This window comes from Nonomuraea roseoviolacea subsp. carminata (assembly GCF_024172185.1).
GTDB classification, from domain to species: Bacteria; Actinomycetota; Actinomycetes; order Streptosporangiales; family Streptosporangiaceae; genus Nonomuraea; species Nonomuraea roseoviolacea.
Genome location: NZ_JAMZEC010000001.1, coordinates 3,565,698 through 3,579,837, shown reverse-complemented (window position 1 = coordinate 3,579,837; position 14,140 = coordinate 3,565,698). Strand labels below are relative to the sequence as shown.

The 14,140-nt window shown below is 70.3% G+C and carries 15 protein-coding genes; 6 read left to right on the top strand and 9 right to left on the bottom strand.

The genetic code is table 11. The features are described 5' to 3' along the window. The first annotated feature begins 48 nt into the window (after window positions 1-48). Window positions 49-588, top strand: coding sequence for a hypothetical protein (locus HD595_RS16705; RefSeq protein ID WP_253770068.1), 540 nt, complete (start codon window positions 49-51; stop codon window positions 586-588). Window positions 589-604: 16 nt separating this feature from the next. Here the strand turns inward: HD595_RS16705 and HD595_RS16700 are convergent, their stop codons facing one another. Together HD595_RS16700 and HD595_RS16695 are read right to left on the bottom strand one after the other, a co-directional pair. Further along, entirely contained in the window at window positions 605-1,690 is a 1,086-nt protein-coding gene (locus HD595_RS16700) for an Rv3169 family protein (RefSeq protein WP_253770066.1), read from the bottom strand. Between the two features lie 101 nt (window positions 1,691-1,791). Continuing rightward, a complete protein-coding gene (locus HD595_RS16695; protein ID WP_253770064.1) occupies window positions 1,792-2,355 on the bottom strand; it encodes a hypothetical protein in 564 nt (187 codons plus the stop codon). A gap of 157 nt (window positions 2,356-2,512) precedes the next feature. Here HD595_RS16695 and HD595_RS16690 point away from each other — a divergent pair, with 157 nt between their 5' ends. Together HD595_RS16690 and HD595_RS16685 are read left to right on the top strand one after the other, a co-directional pair. Continuing rightward, window positions 2,513-3,049: a peptidylprolyl isomerase gene (locus HD595_RS16690; RefSeq protein ID WP_253770062.1), complete on the top strand. Its 537-nt coding sequence runs from the start codon at window positions 2,513-2,515 to the stop codon at window positions 3,047-3,049. 104 nt (window positions 3,050-3,153) lie between these two features. Beyond that, complete coding sequence (locus tag HD595_RS16685; protein ID WP_253770061.1) at window positions 3,154-4,014, top strand: rhomboid family intramembrane serine protease; 861 nt, start codon at window positions 3,154-3,156, stop codon at window positions 4,012-4,014. Between the two features lie 50 nt (window positions 4,015-4,064). On the opposite strand, the gene HD595_RS16680 is transcribed toward HD595_RS16685, so the two are convergent. Beyond that, window positions 4,065-4,313, bottom strand: a complete 249-nt coding sequence (locus tag HD595_RS16680) for a cell division protein CrgA (RefSeq protein WP_253770059.1) — start codon at window positions 4,311-4,313, stop codon at window positions 4,065-4,067. A gap of 143 nt (window positions 4,314-4,456) precedes the next feature. Here HD595_RS16680 and HD595_RS16675 point away from each other — a divergent pair, with 143 nt between their 5' ends. The 3 genes from HD595_RS16675 to HD595_RS16665 are packed head-to-tail and all read left to right on the top strand — an operon-like array spanning window position 4,457 to window position 5,851. Continuing rightward, window positions 4,457-5,098 (top strand): class E sortase, encoded by a 642-nt coding sequence (locus HD595_RS16675; RefSeq protein WP_253770057.1) that lies wholly within the window; start codon window positions 4,457-4,459, stop codon window positions 5,096-5,098. 4 nt (window positions 5,099-5,102) lie between these two features. Then, window positions 5,103-5,261 carry a hypothetical protein gene (locus HD595_RS16670; RefSeq protein ID WP_175603916.1) on the top strand — a complete coding sequence of 53 codons (159 nt, stop codon included), beginning with the start codon at window positions 5,103-5,105 and terminating at the stop codon, window positions 5,259-5,261. Further along, complete coding sequence (locus HD595_RS16665; protein WP_253770055.1) at window positions 5,258-5,851, top strand: anthranilate synthase component II; 594 nt, start codon at window positions 5,258-5,260, stop codon at window positions 5,849-5,851. The genes HD595_RS16670 and HD595_RS16665 overlap by 4 nt, the downstream gene beginning before the upstream one ends. A 214-nt stretch (window positions 5,852-6,065) precedes the next feature. Here HD595_RS16665 and pknB read toward each other — a convergent pair whose 3' ends face one another. From pknB to HD595_RS16635, 6 genes are all read right to left on the bottom strand, one after another. Beyond that, complete coding sequence (gene pknB, locus HD595_RS16660; RefSeq protein WP_253770053.1) at window positions 6,066-7,922, bottom strand: Stk1 family PASTA domain-containing Ser/Thr kinase; 1,857 nt, start codon at window positions 7,920-7,922, stop codon at window positions 6,066-6,068. A gap of 84 nt (window positions 7,923-8,006) precedes the next feature. Next, the gene (locus tag HD595_RS16655) at window positions 8,007-9,455 is read right to left on the bottom strand and encodes a serine/threonine-protein kinase (protein ID WP_253770051.1); all 1,449 of its coding nucleotides are present in this window, start codon (window positions 9,453-9,455) and stop codon (window positions 8,007-8,009) included. A gap of 21 nt (window positions 9,456-9,476) precedes the next feature. Continuing rightward, window positions 9,477-10,940 (bottom strand): peptidoglycan D,D-transpeptidase FtsI family protein, encoded by a 1,464-nt coding sequence (locus tag HD595_RS16650; protein WP_253770049.1) that lies wholly within the window; start codon window positions 10,938-10,940, stop codon window positions 9,477-9,479. Next, window positions 10,937-12,325 (bottom strand): FtsW/RodA/SpoVE family cell cycle protein, encoded by a 1,389-nt coding sequence (locus tag HD595_RS16645; protein WP_253770047.1) that lies wholly within the window; start codon window positions 12,323-12,325, stop codon window positions 10,937-10,939. Before HD595_RS16645 ends, HD595_RS16650 begins: the two co-directional genes overlap by 4 nt. Then, window positions 12,326-13,660 carry a Stp1/IreP family PP2C-type Ser/Thr phosphatase gene (locus HD595_RS16640; protein ID WP_253770045.1) on the bottom strand — a complete coding sequence of 445 codons (1,335 nt, stop codon included), beginning with the start codon at window positions 13,658-13,660 and terminating at the stop codon, window positions 12,326-12,328. Then, entirely contained in the window at window positions 13,657-14,127 is a 471-nt protein-coding gene (locus HD595_RS16635) for an FHA domain-containing protein FhaB/FipA (protein WP_175594525.1), read from the bottom strand. The genes HD595_RS16640 and HD595_RS16635 overlap by 4 nt, the downstream gene beginning before the upstream one ends. Between the last annotated feature and the right edge of the window lie 13 nt (window positions 14,128-14,140).

Sequence of the window (14,140 nt, the reverse complement as noted above, 5' to 3'; positions counted from 1 at the left end):
CTGTCGGTCCGTCGGAACGCACGATCGCTTCCACGAGAGGGAGAATCCATGTTCAAGAGGCGTGTCGGGATCCTGGGCGCGGTGGGCGTCCTCGCGCTGTCGATCCTGAGCGGGTCCGCCCTGGCCGACGAGACCCCGGCCCCGGCGCCGGACGCCACCATCGTCTGCCGGACGAGCGACGGCCAGGTGGTGAGCTTCGCGACCGTCAGGGCCGTCAAGGTCGAGACGCTGAAGGACGGCAAGGTCGCCATCTCCGCGGACGAGCAGGGAGCGCCGGCGGAGCCGGGCAAGCTGACCAGGGTCGAGCGCAAGCCGCTCTCGCCCGAGGAGGAGGAGAAGCTGGCCAAGGCCCTCCCCGAGGGCGCGCCGAGGATCGAGGTCAAGCGGGCCGTGCCCGCCGACGAGGCCGGCGTCGTGCGGATCGAGGAGGGAGCCAAGGTCAAGGTGGGCGGCCAGGTCAAGGAGGGCGAGACCGTGGACGCCGTCCCGGCCGTGCCCGCGCTCCCGGCCGACGGCCCCGACGGCGCGCCGCCCAAGGGCGTGACGGCCCCGGCCGCCACCGTGACCTGCAAGGCCGGCGACAAGTAGCCGGCCGGGGGCCCGGTCAGGCGAACGACGGGTGCGGGCCGAGCGCCCAGTACTCGAACAGGCCGTGCCCCACCAGGCCGTCGTACTCGAAGCGGCCCACGGCGTCCACCATGCCCCACATGCGGGCGGCGTCGGCCGGCAGCGTGTAGGTGACCCCTTGCACGACCGGCCCGGCGCCGTGGTACATGCCGTGCTTCCAGTCCGGCTCCAGGCCGTACCCGGTGCCGACCATGAGGTGGACCGGCAGGAGCGGCGTGCAGCGGACGTCGAAGGGCTTGCCCCCGGGCGGGGCGAAGGTGATGGTGGCCTCGACCACGTCGCGGGTGCCGGGCGCGTACACGGGGCGGTATTCGGGCCGGCCGAGATACTCCTCCTCCCGGCCGTCCGACCACACCCGGGTGGCCTCCTCCAGCACCCGGCGGCCCCGCTCGTCCTCCTGCACGATGCAGAGGATGGCGTGGTCGTCGAACATCATCGGCGCGTACAGCCAGTAGAACGTGCCGGGGTTCTTCGCCTGGACGCCCGGGGGCTCGGGCTCGCCGACGGGCCTGATGCCCCAGGACCGGTCCCGGGTGCCCAGCCAGTGGTCCGGGGTGACGGGGATCTCCTCGGACCCGACGCGGATGTGCCCGCTCCAGCGCCCGGTCTGCGCGAGCCGGACGGAGTCGAACATGACCCGCTCCTGCCAGCGCAGGAAGTGCCGGGGCTCCAGCGTCGCCGGGATCGTGCCCGTCCAGGTCAGGTCGAAGGACAGGCCATGCTCGTTCGGCTCCAGCACCACGCGGAGCCGTTGGAGCCCTTCGATGACCTCGACCCGGAACGGGCCGATCCCGGTGTCCATCCGGTCGGCGCCGAGCTCGCGGGAGGCGCGTACCACCCGGTGCAGGTCGTCGCCGGCGCCGCGGCGGCGCACGCAGGCGAACGCGTCGGTGACGCCGAGGTTGGGGTACTGGCCCAGGCCGACGATCAGCATCAGGTCGTCCGTGCCGGCGTGGCAGTTGAAGTAGTAGCGGTCGTAGAAGTTGCGGTCGGAGGTGGTCACGTGCCGCATGACCTGGGCGGCCTGGTGGACGGGGTAGTCGTCGAGCGGTGACAGGCTCATGCCGCTCGTTCTAACAAGCGCTTGGTTAAGAGTCAACGAGGAGCGGCCCGGAAACGCGAAAGTGCGCCCCCCTCGGAGCGGGGGCGCACTTTCGCGCTGGTTCACTGCGTCTTGTGCGCTGCCTCGTCCGCCTTCTCCGAGACGTCGGACGCCTTCTCCGAGATGGTGGACGCGGCGTTCTCCGCGGTCTGAGCGGTTCTGTCCGCCTTCTCGCTCACCCAACGCGACGCGTCGGACGCGGAGTCCTTCATCTGCTCCGTCCATTGCTGCGCGTTGCGACGATAGGCCATGTAGCCCATCGCGCCCACAGCGAGACCGGTGATCAGGACCATGATCGGCCAACGCCGCGATCTGGCGGGCGTCGGGTCGATCTTCTCGGCCGCCGCGGTCAGCATCGAGCTGACCTTGGGAGCGAGCTGGTCCTCCACCCGATGCGCGGCGTCCTCCAGCACCGGGGCCGCCCAGTAACGGGCGTCCTCGATCCGCTGGGCGGCGGTCGTCCTGGCCTGGTCGGCCATGACCTTCGCCTGATCGGCCATCATCCTGGCCTGATCCGCCATCGGTGTAACACGCTGGCCGGTCTGGACGGCCCGGGCCTTCACTCGGCCCATCCACGTGGCGGGAACCTCTATGACCACGCGGCGCTTCCTCAGTGTCAGGGACACGACAACCTCCCCTGTCGTTGGGGCCCCGAGCCTGACCTTCCCGGTAGAAGGCGGCTCAATCATGACGAGCCGTGGGAGGATGGCCCGGAGGCCGAACGGCCATAGTCCACAAAAGATCACAGAACCAACCCTGTGTATAGAGGGGGGCAGCTGTCTCGTGGCTGAGAAGCTGATCGCAAACCTGCAGACCAATCACGGCACCATCAAGGTCGAACTCTTCCCGAACCAGGCGCCCAAGACCGTCCGCAACTTCGTCGAGCTCGCCGAGGGCGGCCGCGAGTGGACCCACCCGGGCACCGGCGAGAAGAGCACCGGCAAGTACTACGACGGCACGATCTTCCACCGGGTGATCTCCGGTTTCATGATCCAGGGCGGTGACCCGCTCGGCCAGGGCATCGGCGGCCCGGGCTACGAGTTCGACGACGAGATCCACCCGGACCTCTACTTCAACCGCCCGTACCTGCTCGCCATGGCCAACGCCGGCGTCCGCTTCGGCAAGGGCACCAACGGCTCGCAGTTCTTCATCACCGTCGTGCCGACGCCGCACCTGAACGGCCGGCACACCATCTTCGGCGAGGTCGTGGAGGGCCAGGAGGTCGTCGACGCGATCGCCAAGACCCGCACCGGCCGCAACGACCGCCCGGTCGAGGACGTCGTGCTGGAGTCGGTGACGATCGACCGCGTCCAGGGCTGAGGCCCGGCCCCGGGACGCAGGGGCCGGCTGGGGCCGCGCACCGCCACGCCCCGCGGGGCGGGCGGGCGCACGCGGCAGGGTCGGCGAGGCCGTAGGCTGCGGGCATGACCAGCCAGCCGCCCCTGCCCCCGGAGCAGCCCGCGGAGGCGGTGCCCACCTGTTACCGGCACCCCGAGCGCGAGACGTGGGTCCGCTGCCAGCGCTGCGAGCGGCCCATCTGCCCCGACTGCATGCGCGACGCCGCCGTGGGCTTCCAGTGCCCCGAGTGCGTGGCCGAGGGCAACAAGGGGCTGCGGCAGGCGAGGTCCACGTTCGGCGGCGCGGTGGTCGGCACGCCGTACGTGACGTGGATCCTGCTGGGGCTCAACATCGTGATCTTCGGCATCCAGCAGCTCACGAGCGACGGCATCACCAGTCAGCTCATGATGTGGCCCCACGGGGTGGCGGAGTTCGGCCAGTACCACCGGCTGATCACGTCCGCGTTCGTGCACGGCAGCGTGTTCCACGTCCTGTTCAACTGCTGGGCGCTCTACGTCGTCGGCCCCCAACTGGAGCGCGCCTTCGGCCACTCCCGCTACCTGGGCCTCTACCTGCTCAGCGCGCTCGGCGGCTCGGTGCTCGCCTACTGGCTCGACCCGCTGAACCAGCCTTCGGTCGGCGCGTCAGGCGCCGTCTACGGCCTGTTCGGCGCGACGTTCGTGCTCGCCCGCAGGCTCAACGCGGACGTGCGCGGCATCGCCATGCTCATCGGCCTCAACCTGGTGATCACCTTCGTGGTGCCCGGCATCAGCTGGACCGGCCACATCGGCGGCCTGATCACCGGCTCGGCCGTCGCCGCCGCGCTCGCCTACGCGCCCCGGAGCAACCGGCTCCTGTGGCAGGCGCTGGCGCTCGCGGGGGCACTGGTCGTGCTGGTGGCGCTCGTCGCGCTGCGGACCACCGCCCTCACCGGCACCATGGGGTGAACGATCGGTGACCCGGTGTCCCCAGGGTGTGGAAAAGACTGTGGAAAGATCTAACGCCAGCGGGTGGAGAGCACCACACCGAAGATGATGAAGACGAACCCGATCAGCAGGTTCCACGCCTGGAGATCCTTGATCAGCGGCGCCTGCTGCGGGGCGACGTAGTAGGTGGCGATCCACAGGATGCCGATGATCCACGATGCCACCATCGTCGGCGCCAGCCAGCGAGGGCTGACCTTGACCTGCTGGGACTTCTGCGGCGGCGTGTAGACCGCCTTCTTGCGCGTCTTCGACTTGGGCACTGGATGACTCCTGCTGAGCGCCTGGGCTTCCGGATCGTCCACAGGCTCTTCGATAAGCGTAGTTGAGACTGGGCCAGGATAGTCGCCACGCGAGGAAGATGGCGATCCCTCACGGAGGGTGGCCGCGCGCTTACGCTGATGAGGTGAGGGCCACGCTCCGGGCCGCGGGGGATCTGTGCATCACCGCCGGCCTCGTACTCCTGCTGTTCTGCGCCTACCTGCTCTGGGGGACGGGCGCATACACCGACCGCGAGCAGCCGCTGCTGGAGCAGGAGCTGGCGCGCGAGCAGGCGGACCCGGGCCCGCAGGGCGACGACGGGCCGAAGCGGCTGAAGAAGATCAAGCTCGGCCAGGCGGTGGCGCTGCTGCGCATCCCCCGTCTGGGCAACGACTACAAGTACGCGGTGATCGAGGGCGTGACCACCGAGCACCTGCGCAAGGGGCCCGGCCACTACCCCGGCACCGCCATGCCCGGCCAGAAGGGCAACTTCGTCGTCTCCGGCCACCGCACCACCTACGGCGCGCCGTTCAACGAGATCGACGAGCTGAAGAAGGGCGACGAGATCGTCGTCGACGCGCGCGAGGCCCGCTACACCTACCGCGTGACCTACCACGAGGTCGTGCTGCCGACCGACCTGGACGTCATCGCCCCGGTCCCCGGCAAACCCGACCGCAAGCCCTCCAAGGCGTTCATCACGCTCACCACCTGTCATCCCGAGTACTCCGCCGCGCAGCGCTACATCGTGCACGGGGTGCTCGACCGCGTCGAGCTCAGGAAGGTCTGATCACGTGTACGGCTGGATCTGGCGAAGGCTCCCCGGCCCCAAGCCGGCCAAGGCGCTCATGGCCGCCGTGCTGGCCGGCATCGTGGTGGCCGTACTGTGGTACCGGGTGTTCCCGCTGCTCGAACCCCTGGTGACGCTGGACGAGGTGACCGTTACGCAATGACCCGTGTGCTGGTGGTGGACAACCACGACAGTTTCGTCCACACCATCGTGCAGTACCTCCGCGAGCTGGGCGCCACGTGCGACGTGCGCCCGCGCGACGAGGTGGCCGTGACCGACTCCGCCGGCTTCGACGGCGTCGTCATCAGTCCCGGGCCCGGCACGCCCGAGGCCGCGGGCGTCAGCGTGCCTTTGGTGCTGCGGGCCGCCGAGGAGCGCCGGCCGCTGCTCGGCGTCTGTCTCGGGCACCAGGCCATCGCCCATGCCTACGGCGCCACCGTCGACCGCGCGCCCGAGATCGTCCACGGCCGCACCAGCGCGATCTCCCACGACGGGCGGGGCGTGTTCGCCTCGCTGCCCTCGCCGGTGCGGATGACCCGCTACCACTCCCTCGCCGTGCGCCCCGGCACGGTGCCGGACGAGCTGGAGGTGACGGCCCGCACCGCGGACGGCGTCATCATGGGCCTGCGCCACCGCACGGCCCCCGTCGAGGGCATCCAGTTCCATCCCGAGTCGGTGCTGTCCGAGCACGGCCACCGGCTGCTGGCCAACTGGCTCCGCACTCTCCCGCAAACAGCCCGGCGAATCGTGTAACGCGCGGACCCACCCGTACGACTCACAGATGAGCGTCCCCGCCGTTGCCCCCGAGCGGCGGGGACGCTTCTCGTTGTCCCGGAGGGCCCCGGAGAGCCGCCGGGGCGTCCAGAGGGTTCCTGGACGCCCGGAGCGTCCCCGGCCGCCCCGGGAAGCGTGAGGGCCGCCCCCCGAGCCGGGAGGCGGCCCTCAGCCGCTCAGAACGCTCTTCGCGTCAGAAGCCGTCGTCGCCGCCGGGCTCCTCGATCGTCGTCTGCTCGTCCGTCGGCTCATCGGTGGGCTGCGTCGGGTCGGGCTGGTCCGTGATCGTCGGCTGGTCGGTCGGCTGCGTCTGCGACTGGTCGGGCCCCTTGGAGACCACGAGCGTGATGGTCGTGTTGGGCGACAGCTTGGCGTTGGGCCCGGGGTTCTGCTGGATGACCGTGTCCTCGGGCTGGTCGCTGAACTGCTTGGAGATCCTGACCACGAAGCCGGCCGACTCCAGCGCCGCCTTGGCCTCGTCGGCCGTCATGCCGGTGACGTCCTGGAGCGTGATCAGCTCCTTGGGGACGTACAGCGTGACGCTGCCGCCGTCCTCGACCTCCGTGCCGGCGACCGGGTCGGTGGCGATGACCGTGCCCTGCTTCTTGGCGGACGACTTGGTCTTGACCGTGGCGGTCAGCCCGGCGTCCTTGAGGATCTGGGTGGCCTCCTCCTTGGTGGCCCCGACGAGCCCCTCGGGGACCTTCACCTTCTTCTTGCCCTTGGAGACGAAGACCTTGACCGTGTCGCCCTTCTTGACCTCCGTGCCCTCGGCCGGATCGGTCTTGATCACGGTCTTGGGGTCGAACTCGTCGCTGTAGTCCTTGACCACCTCGGGCTTGAGACCTAGAGCGGTGAGCTCGGCCACCGCGGCCTGCTCGGTCTGCGTCTGCAGCGACGGGATCTTGATGGCCTCCGCCTTCGGCCCCTCGTTGTTGCTGAGGAACGCGTAGCCCACGCCGATGAACGCGCCGATGACGAGCAGCGGCACGAGGATCCACGCGGCCGTCTTCAGCGCGGTGTTGCCCCCGCCGCCGTTGGCCCGGCGCCGTCCGCCGCCGCCCCTGCCCGCGCCGCCCTCGTCGTACTCGTACGGCGGGACAGCGGTGGTGCGCTGCGTGGCCGGACCCGCGGCGGCCTGCGTGGAGGTCATCATGCGGGTGGACGGGGCGTAGGTGTTGTTCATGGCCATCGTCTGCGCGTCGACCGGCATGCCGGTCATCGCCCGCTGGATGTCGGCGCGCATCTCGCTCGCGCTCTGGTAGCGGTGCGCCGGGTCCTTGGCCATGGCCTTGAGCACGATCGCGTCGGCCCACTGCGGGATCTCGGGGTCGATCTGCGACGGCGGGATCGGCTCCTCGCGCACGTGCTGGTAGGCGATCGCGACGGGGGAGTCGCCGGTGAACGGCGGCTGGCCGGTCAGCAGCTCGTACAGGACGCAGCCGGTGGAGTAGATGTCGCTGCGCGCGTCGACCCGCTCGCCGCGCGCCTGCTCGGGCGAGAGGTACTGGGCGGTCCCTATCACCTGCGCGGTCTGCGTCATCGTCGCGGCCGAGTCGGCCATCGCGCGGGCGATGCCGAAGTCCATCACCTTGACGTCGCCGGCCCGGGTGATCATGACGTTGGCCGGCTTGATGTCGCGGTGCACGATGCCGCCGCGGTGGCTGTAGTCGAGCGCCCGCAGGATGCCGTCGACCAGCTCGGCCGCCCGCTCGGGCATCAGCCGCCGGTCGGCGCGGAGCAGGTCGCGCAGCGTGCGGCCGTCGACGTACTCCATGACGATGTAGGGCACGGGGGTGCCGTCGGTGACGTCCTCGCCGGTGTCGTAGACCGCGACGACGGCCGGGTGGTTCAGCGAAGCCGCGGACTGCGCCTCACGGCGGAAACGGGCCTGGAAGGTGTGATCGCGGGCCAGGTCCGACCGGAGGGTCTTGATCGCGACTATGCGGTCCAGCCGGATGTCTCGGGCACGATACACCTCGGCCATGCCGCCGCGCCCGACGACACCGTCGAGCTCGTAGCGACCTCCGAGTAGCCGAGGCTGAGTCATTTCCTGCACTGTCCCTTACCGTTCATCTTGGGTACCGCGGTCTGCGCGGAGCCGCCGGTGTCCATCATCGACCCCCATGGCACATCACGTCCCTTCCTTCGGCGGGTTTGTCTCCCCAGGGTCAGGTGAGGCGCTCTGTGCCGGACTTGTTGGCGTCGTCGTGGGCTTCGGGGTCGGTGTGGGGGTCGGGGTTCGGGTGGTCGGGGTGGGTCGGGGTGTCGGCTTCTGGGTAGGAGTCGCCGACTTGTCAACGGTAGCCGACCGTGAGGGTACCGGCCGCGTGGACTTCGCCGTAATCGCGGGCGGCCTGCGCGTGCGTTTGGGCTTGGGGCGGGTCTTGTCCGGCGTCGGGGTGGCCGAGCCGGCCCGCGACGGGTCCGTGATGTCCGGCGGCCTTGCGGGCACGTCGCGCTGCTGGACGATCGTCATGGCGCTGAGCCCCACCGCGGCCAGGCAGCCGGCCGTGGCCACGACCGCCAGCGCCCGCGCGCCCGGGCCGCGCCGCCGTCCGGGCCCGCCGGGCCGGCGCCGCGACGGGGACGCCGACACCGTGGCGGGCGCGGCGCCGCCCATCAGGTCGTACGTGGACTCCTTGTCGTGCGGGCGCACCGGGGTCGCGGCCGGCATGGTGCCGCCCGTGCCCTCGCCCGTCCCGTACGGGTCGCGCCCGTGGACGCGGAAGCCGTCGGGGTCGGTGAGCATGCTCAGCTCCACGCCCCGCTCGTGCCCGACCAGCGAGTCGCGCAGCACGTACGCCCGGTCGGCCAGCTCCCGCGCGGACCCGGGTCGCGCGGCCGGGTCCTTGGCCAGCAGCGCCATGACCAGGTCGCGCACCGGGGCCGGCACGTCGACGCCGAGCGGCGGCGGCTGCTCGTTGAGGTGCTGGAGCGCGATCGCCACCTGGGTGTCGCCCCGGAACGGCGTGCGGCCCGCCAGGCACTCGTAGACCACGATGCCGAGCGAGTACAGGTCGGTGGCGGGCGTGAGCGGCAGGCCCTGCGCCTGCTCGGGGCTCACGTACGGGGCGGTGCCGAGCACGGTGCCGGTCTGCGTCACCGGGGCGGCCTCCAGCGCCCGGGCGATGCCGAAGTCGGTCACCTTGATGTGGCCGTCGGGCGTCACCAGCAGGTTGCCCGGCTTGACGTCGCGGTGGACGACCCCGGAGGCGTGGGCGACGTGCAGCGCCTTGGCCGTCTGGTGCAGCACGTCCAGCGCCACCTCGGGGCCCAGGGCGCCGTTGCGGGCCAGGATGGCCGACAGCGGCTCGCCGTGGACCAGCTCCATCACGAGGTAGGCCAGGTCGTCCTGCTCGCCGTAGTCGAAGACCTGCGCGATGCCGGGGTCGGACAGCGCCGCGGTGATGCGCGCCTCGTTGCGGAACCGCTCACGGAACGTGGGGTCGCCGTGGATGTGGCTGCGCAGCACCTTGACCGCCACCTCGCGGCCCAGCAGCTCGTCGCGGGCACGCCAGACCTCTCCCATGCCGCCCGCGGCGATCCGGGAGAGGAGGAGATAGCGGTTACCGAGCCGCATGGCCCGGCACGTTGCCGTCGATCAATTCTTCAGCACCGCCTCCATGACCTGCTTGGCGATCGGCGCGGCGGTGTGGCCGCCCGTCGCCTCGGCGCCCACGTTGGCGGCGCCCGACTCGACGATGACCGCGAGCGCGATCTGCGGGTCGTCGGCCGGGGCGAAGGAGATGAACCAGGCGTGCGGGGGGCGGTTGTCGGAGGTCTCGGCGGTGCCGGTCTTGCCGGCCACCTGGACGCCGGGGATCTGGGCGAGGTTGGCGGTGCCGTTGTTGACGACGCTGACCATCATCTCGCGCAGCTTGCCGGCCGTCTCGGGGCTGACCGCCTCGCTGAGCTCCTGCGGGTCGGCGTCCTCGATCGAGTCGCCCTTGCTGTCGGTGATCTTGTTGACGAGGTACGGCTTCATGACCGTGCCCTTGTTGGCGATGCCCGCGGCGATCATCGCCATCTGCAGCGGCGTCATCCGGTTGCTGCGCTGGCCGATCGAGGCCATGGCCAGGGCCGCCTTGTCCTCTTCGGGGCCGAAGTCACTCTGGGTCACCGACATCGGGACGCCGATCTGCTCTCCCATGCCGAACTTCTCGGTCTGCTCCTTCATCTTCGCGTAGCCGAGCTCCATGCCGATGGAACCGAACGGCGTGTTGCAGGACTTCTCCAGCGCGAAGACCAGCGGGACCTGGCCGGCGCCGCAGGCCGCGCCGCCGTAGTTGGGCAGGCTGATGGTGGTGCCGGGCAGGGGCAGCCGCTGCGGCGCCTGCACGGTCGTGTTCGGCCCGCGCGAGTCGTCGTCCTCCAGGTACGCGGCGGCCGTGACCACCTTGAACGTGGAGCCGGGCGGGTAGGTCTGGCCGATGGCGCGGTTGAGCAGCGGCTGGCTCTTGTCCTTGGCCAGCTCGTCGTAGCGGGTGAACACCTGCTTCTTGCTGGTGCCCGACAGCTCGGCCGGGTCGTACGTGGGCAGCGACACCATCGCGAGGATCGCGCCGGTCTTGGGGTTGAGGGCGACCAGGGCGCCCCGCTTGCCGCTCGCGCGCAGCGCGTCGTAGGCCGCCTTCTGCGCCCTCGGGTTGATCGTCAGGTCGACGTTGGCGCCCTTGGTGGGCTCGCCGGTGAACAGGTCGATGCTGCGCCGCAGCAGCAGGTCGGAGCTGGAGCCGTCGAGCAGCTTGTTCTCGGCCGCCTCGATGCCGGACGCGCTCTCGGGCGAGAAGAAGCCCGTGATGTGCGCGTACAGCTTGCCGTCGGTGTACTGGCGGACGAAGCGGAACTCCGAGCTGCCGGTGTCGCGCGACTGGGCGAGGATCTCCTTGCCGCCGGCGGTGATGCGTCCGCGCTGCACCGCGTAGCGCTCGTAGAAGTTGCGCAGGTTGCGCTGGTCCTCGGAGTACTTGTCGGCCTTGACCGCCTGGACGTAGTTCACGTTGACCATGAGCAGCGCGAACATGGCCAGGCAGGCCACGGCTATGCGCTTGACGGTGTTGTTCATCGCTGGAACACCTGTGTCAGTCCTTCGTTCTGGATCGCCTGGGGCGGCGGTTGGCGCGCCGCGTCAGAGGTGCGTACCAGGAGGGCGATGAGGATCCAGTTCGCGAGCAGGGCCGAACCGCCCTGCGACATGAACGGGGTGACCAGACCGGTCAGCGGGATGAGGTTGGTCACGCCGCCGACGATGATGAACAGCTGCCAGGCCAGCAGGAACGACAGCCCGCCGGCCAGCAGCTTGGTGAACGGGTCGCGGGCCGCCAGCGAGGTGCGCAGGCCGCGCTCGACGATCAGCGCGTAGACCATCAGCAGGGCCATCAGGCCGGTCAGGCCGAGCTCCTCGCCGGTGGCGGAGAAGATGAAGTCGGAGAACGACAGCGGCACCAGGTAGGGGTGGCCCTGGCCGAGGCCGGTGCCGAGGATGCCGCCCGCGCCCATCGCGAACAGGCCCTGCATGAGCTGGGCGCTGCCGCCCAGCTGGCGGTCGAAGAACTCCTGCCGGCCCGGGTCGAGCCAGACCTCGAAGCGGGCCTGCACGTGGTCGAAGATCTGTCCGGCCAGGAACGCGCCGCCGACGAAGAGCAGGATGCCGATCAGCACCCAGGACGTGCGCTGCGTGGCGATGTAGAGCATCGCGATGAAGGTGCCGAACAGCAGCAGCGACGAGCCGAGGTCCTTCTGCAGCACGAGCACGCCCAGGCTGACCGCCCAGGTGATGAGGACCGGGCCGAGGTCGCGGGCGCGGGGCAGGTCGATGAAGAGCAGCCGCCGCCCGGCCAGGGCCAGCACGTCGCGCTTGGCCACGAGGTAGCCGGCGAAGAAGACGACCAGTGCGATCTTGGCCAGCTCGGCGGGCTGGATGGTGGCGGGGCCGAAGCCGATCCAGATGCGGGAGCCGTTGACGGTCTTGCCCAGCCCCGGGATGAGCGGGGAGATCAGCAGGAACAGGCCGACGAATCCGGCGGTGTAGGTCAGCCGCTGCAGGGCGCGCTGGTCGCGCAGCACGATCAGCGTGACGGCGAACAGGACCACGCCGATGCCGGTCATGATGAGCTGGTTGGTGGCCGAGGCTCCCCCGGTCCCGATCGCGTGCGACTCCTCGATCCGGTAGATCATCACCAGGCCGATGCCGTTGACCAGCGTGACCAGCGGCAGGATCAGCGGGTCGGCCCACGGCGCCCACTTGGCCAGCACCAGGTAGGCGGCCAGCATGAAGCCGCCCAGGCCCAGCCCGTACGTCAGCATGCCCGCCGGGACCTTGCCGTTCAGGGCGAGGCCCACGTTGGCGTAGGCGAACATGGTGATGCCGACGGCGAGCGCCAGCATGAGAAGCTGCGCCCCTCGCCGCTTGGCCGGGAGGGGGACGGGGGTGGCGGCCATTTCGCTCATCTAGGGCTTCGTCCTCGTGGCGCTCGGAGATGCCTTCGTGGCGCTGGGGGACGCCTTGGCGGAGTCGGGTGAGGGCGACGCGCTGGCGTTCGGCGCCGCCTTGTCCTTGGAATCGGTCTGACCGTCGGTGAACTTCAGGTCCTTGATGCGGTTGACGCCCTCGTCGAGGCTGGCGACCTCGATGCCGTCCTTGACCAGCTCCTGGTCGAGACGGGAGAGCTGGGACAGGGGCTTGCCGGTGTGCTTGGCCACCGAGAAGAGCTGGAGGGGGCCCAGCTCCTGCTGGATCCCCTGGAAAACGACCACCTCGTCGCCCCTGGCTCCGACGAAGAACTGGTCCTGGGTCCACTGCCAGCCGAAATAGCCGCCGACACCGACGACCGCGGCCCCGACGCCGAGCACGGAGACCAGCACGGGCCACACCCGACGGCGGCGGCCCGGCCGGCCGGACGCCTGCGCGCCCGGCTCGTCGAACTCGTCGTCAGTGATCACCGGCTGGGGCGCGGTCACCGCGCTCGATCGCCCCGGGGAGGTCTCCTGCGGGCCCGGTCTCAGCCGGTTCATGCCGGCCGCGCCGACGACCGCCGCCTCGACGGGCACCTGCTGGCCGTCGGAGATCTCCAGCACGTCGGCCAGCACGCAGGTGATGTTGTCGGGCCCGCCGCCCCTGTTGGCCAGGTCGATGAGCTGCCGGACGACCTCTTCGGGGTCGTCGATGTTGGTCAGCGTCGCGTGCAGCGTCTCCGCGCTCACCACGCCCGACAGCCCGTCGGAGCACAGCAGGTAGCGGTCGCCCACCTGGGCCTCGCGGAGCGTGAGGTCCGGATCGACCTCGCCGCTCCCGTCGAGCGCCCGCAGCAGGATCGAGCGCTGCGGGTGCGTCGCCGCCTCCTCGGGGGTGATGCGCCCGTCGTCGACCAGTTGCTGCACCAGCGTGTGGTCGTGCGTGATCTGGTACAGCTCCCCGCGTCTGAGCAGGTAGGCGCGCGAGTCGCCGACGTGCACCAGGGCCACCTGGGTGCCGTGCCAGAGCATGGCGGTGAGCGTGGTGCCCATGCCCTTCAGGCTCGGGTCCCGCCCCACCATCTCGTGCAGCCTGCGGTTGGCGTCGCGTACTGCTGCCTCGATGGCGTTGAGCAGGTCACCGCCCTGCTGGGCCTCCTCCAGGGAGGCCATTGCGGCGATGGCGACGGAGCTCGCCACCTCGCCGTGTGCGTGCCCGCCCATGCCGTCGGCGACGGCGAGCAGGCGGCCGCTGGCGTACGCCGAGTCCTCGTTCCCCTCGCGGAGGAGGCCGACGTCCGAGCGGGCGGCGTAGCGGAGTGCGATGGTCATTTGCGCAATTCAATGACTGTCTTGCCGACGCGGATCGGAACACCGAGCGGCACCGGGGTCGGACGGGTGACTTTTGAGCGGTCGAGATACGTGCCGTTGGTCGAACCGAGATCTTCCACGATCCACTGACCGTCCTGAGGAAAGAGCCGGGCATGCCGGCTGGAAGCGTAGTCATCGCTGACTACCAGCGTGGCGTCGTTCGCCCGGCCGATGGTGATGGGCGTCTCCGTGAGGTTAATGGTGGTGCCCTGCAAGGGGCCACCGGTCACGACGAGCTGGCGTGGCTCGCCCTTCTTGCTCTTCGGCTTGGCAGCGGGTTTGGTGGGTTTCGCGCTCTTCCGTGGGCCCGCCGCAGCCGTACGTGATCCGAACAAGTCAGTCCGGATCACGCCGACTGCGGCAATGACGAAGAACCACAGCACCGCCAGGAAGGCGAGCCGGATCAGCAGCAGCGTGAGCTCGGACATGGACCGTTTGTCT

What these genes read in the sequence shown, in the direction of transcription:
- HD595_RS16705 (WP_253770068.1), top strand. Translation starts at nt 49, where the DNA reads ATGTTCAAGAGGCGTGTCGGGATCCTGGGCGCGGTGGGCGTCCTCGCG.
- HD595_RS16700 (WP_253770066.1), bottom strand. Translation starts at nt 1,690, where the DNA reads ATGAGCCTGTCACCGCTCGACGACTACCCCGTCCACCAGGCCGCCCAG.
- pknB (WP_253770053.1), bottom strand. Translation starts at nt 7,922, where the DNA reads ATGACTCAGCCTCGGCTACTCGGAGGTCGCTACGAGCTCGACGGTGTC.
- HD595_RS16665 (WP_253770055.1), top strand. Translation starts at nt 5,258, where the DNA reads ATGACCCGTGTGCTGGTGGTGGACAACCACGACAGTTTCGTCCACACC.
- HD595_RS16650 (WP_253770049.1), bottom strand. Translation starts at nt 10,940, where the DNA reads ATGAACAACACCGTCAAGCGCATAGCCGTGGCCTGCCTGGCCATGTTC.
- HD595_RS16635 (WP_175594525.1), bottom strand. Translation starts at nt 14,127, where the DNA reads ATGTCCGAGCTCACGCTGCTGCTGATCCGGCTCGCCTTCCTGGCGGTG.
- HD595_RS16640 (WP_253770045.1), bottom strand. Translation starts at nt 13,660, where the DNA reads ATGACCATCGCACTCCGCTACGCCGCCCGCTCGGACGTCGGCCTCCTC.
- HD595_RS16645 (WP_253770047.1), bottom strand. Translation starts at nt 12,325, where the DNA reads ATGAGCGAAATGGCCGCCACCCCCGTCCCCCTCCCGGCCAAGCGGCGA.
- HD595_RS16655 (WP_253770051.1), bottom strand. Translation starts at nt 9,455, where the DNA reads ATGCGGCTCGGTAACCGCTATCTCCTCCTCTCCCGGATCGCCGCGGGC.
- HD595_RS16685 (WP_253770061.1), top strand. Translation starts at nt 3,154, where the DNA reads ATGACCAGCCAGCCGCCCCTGCCCCCGGAGCAGCCCGCGGAGGCGGTG.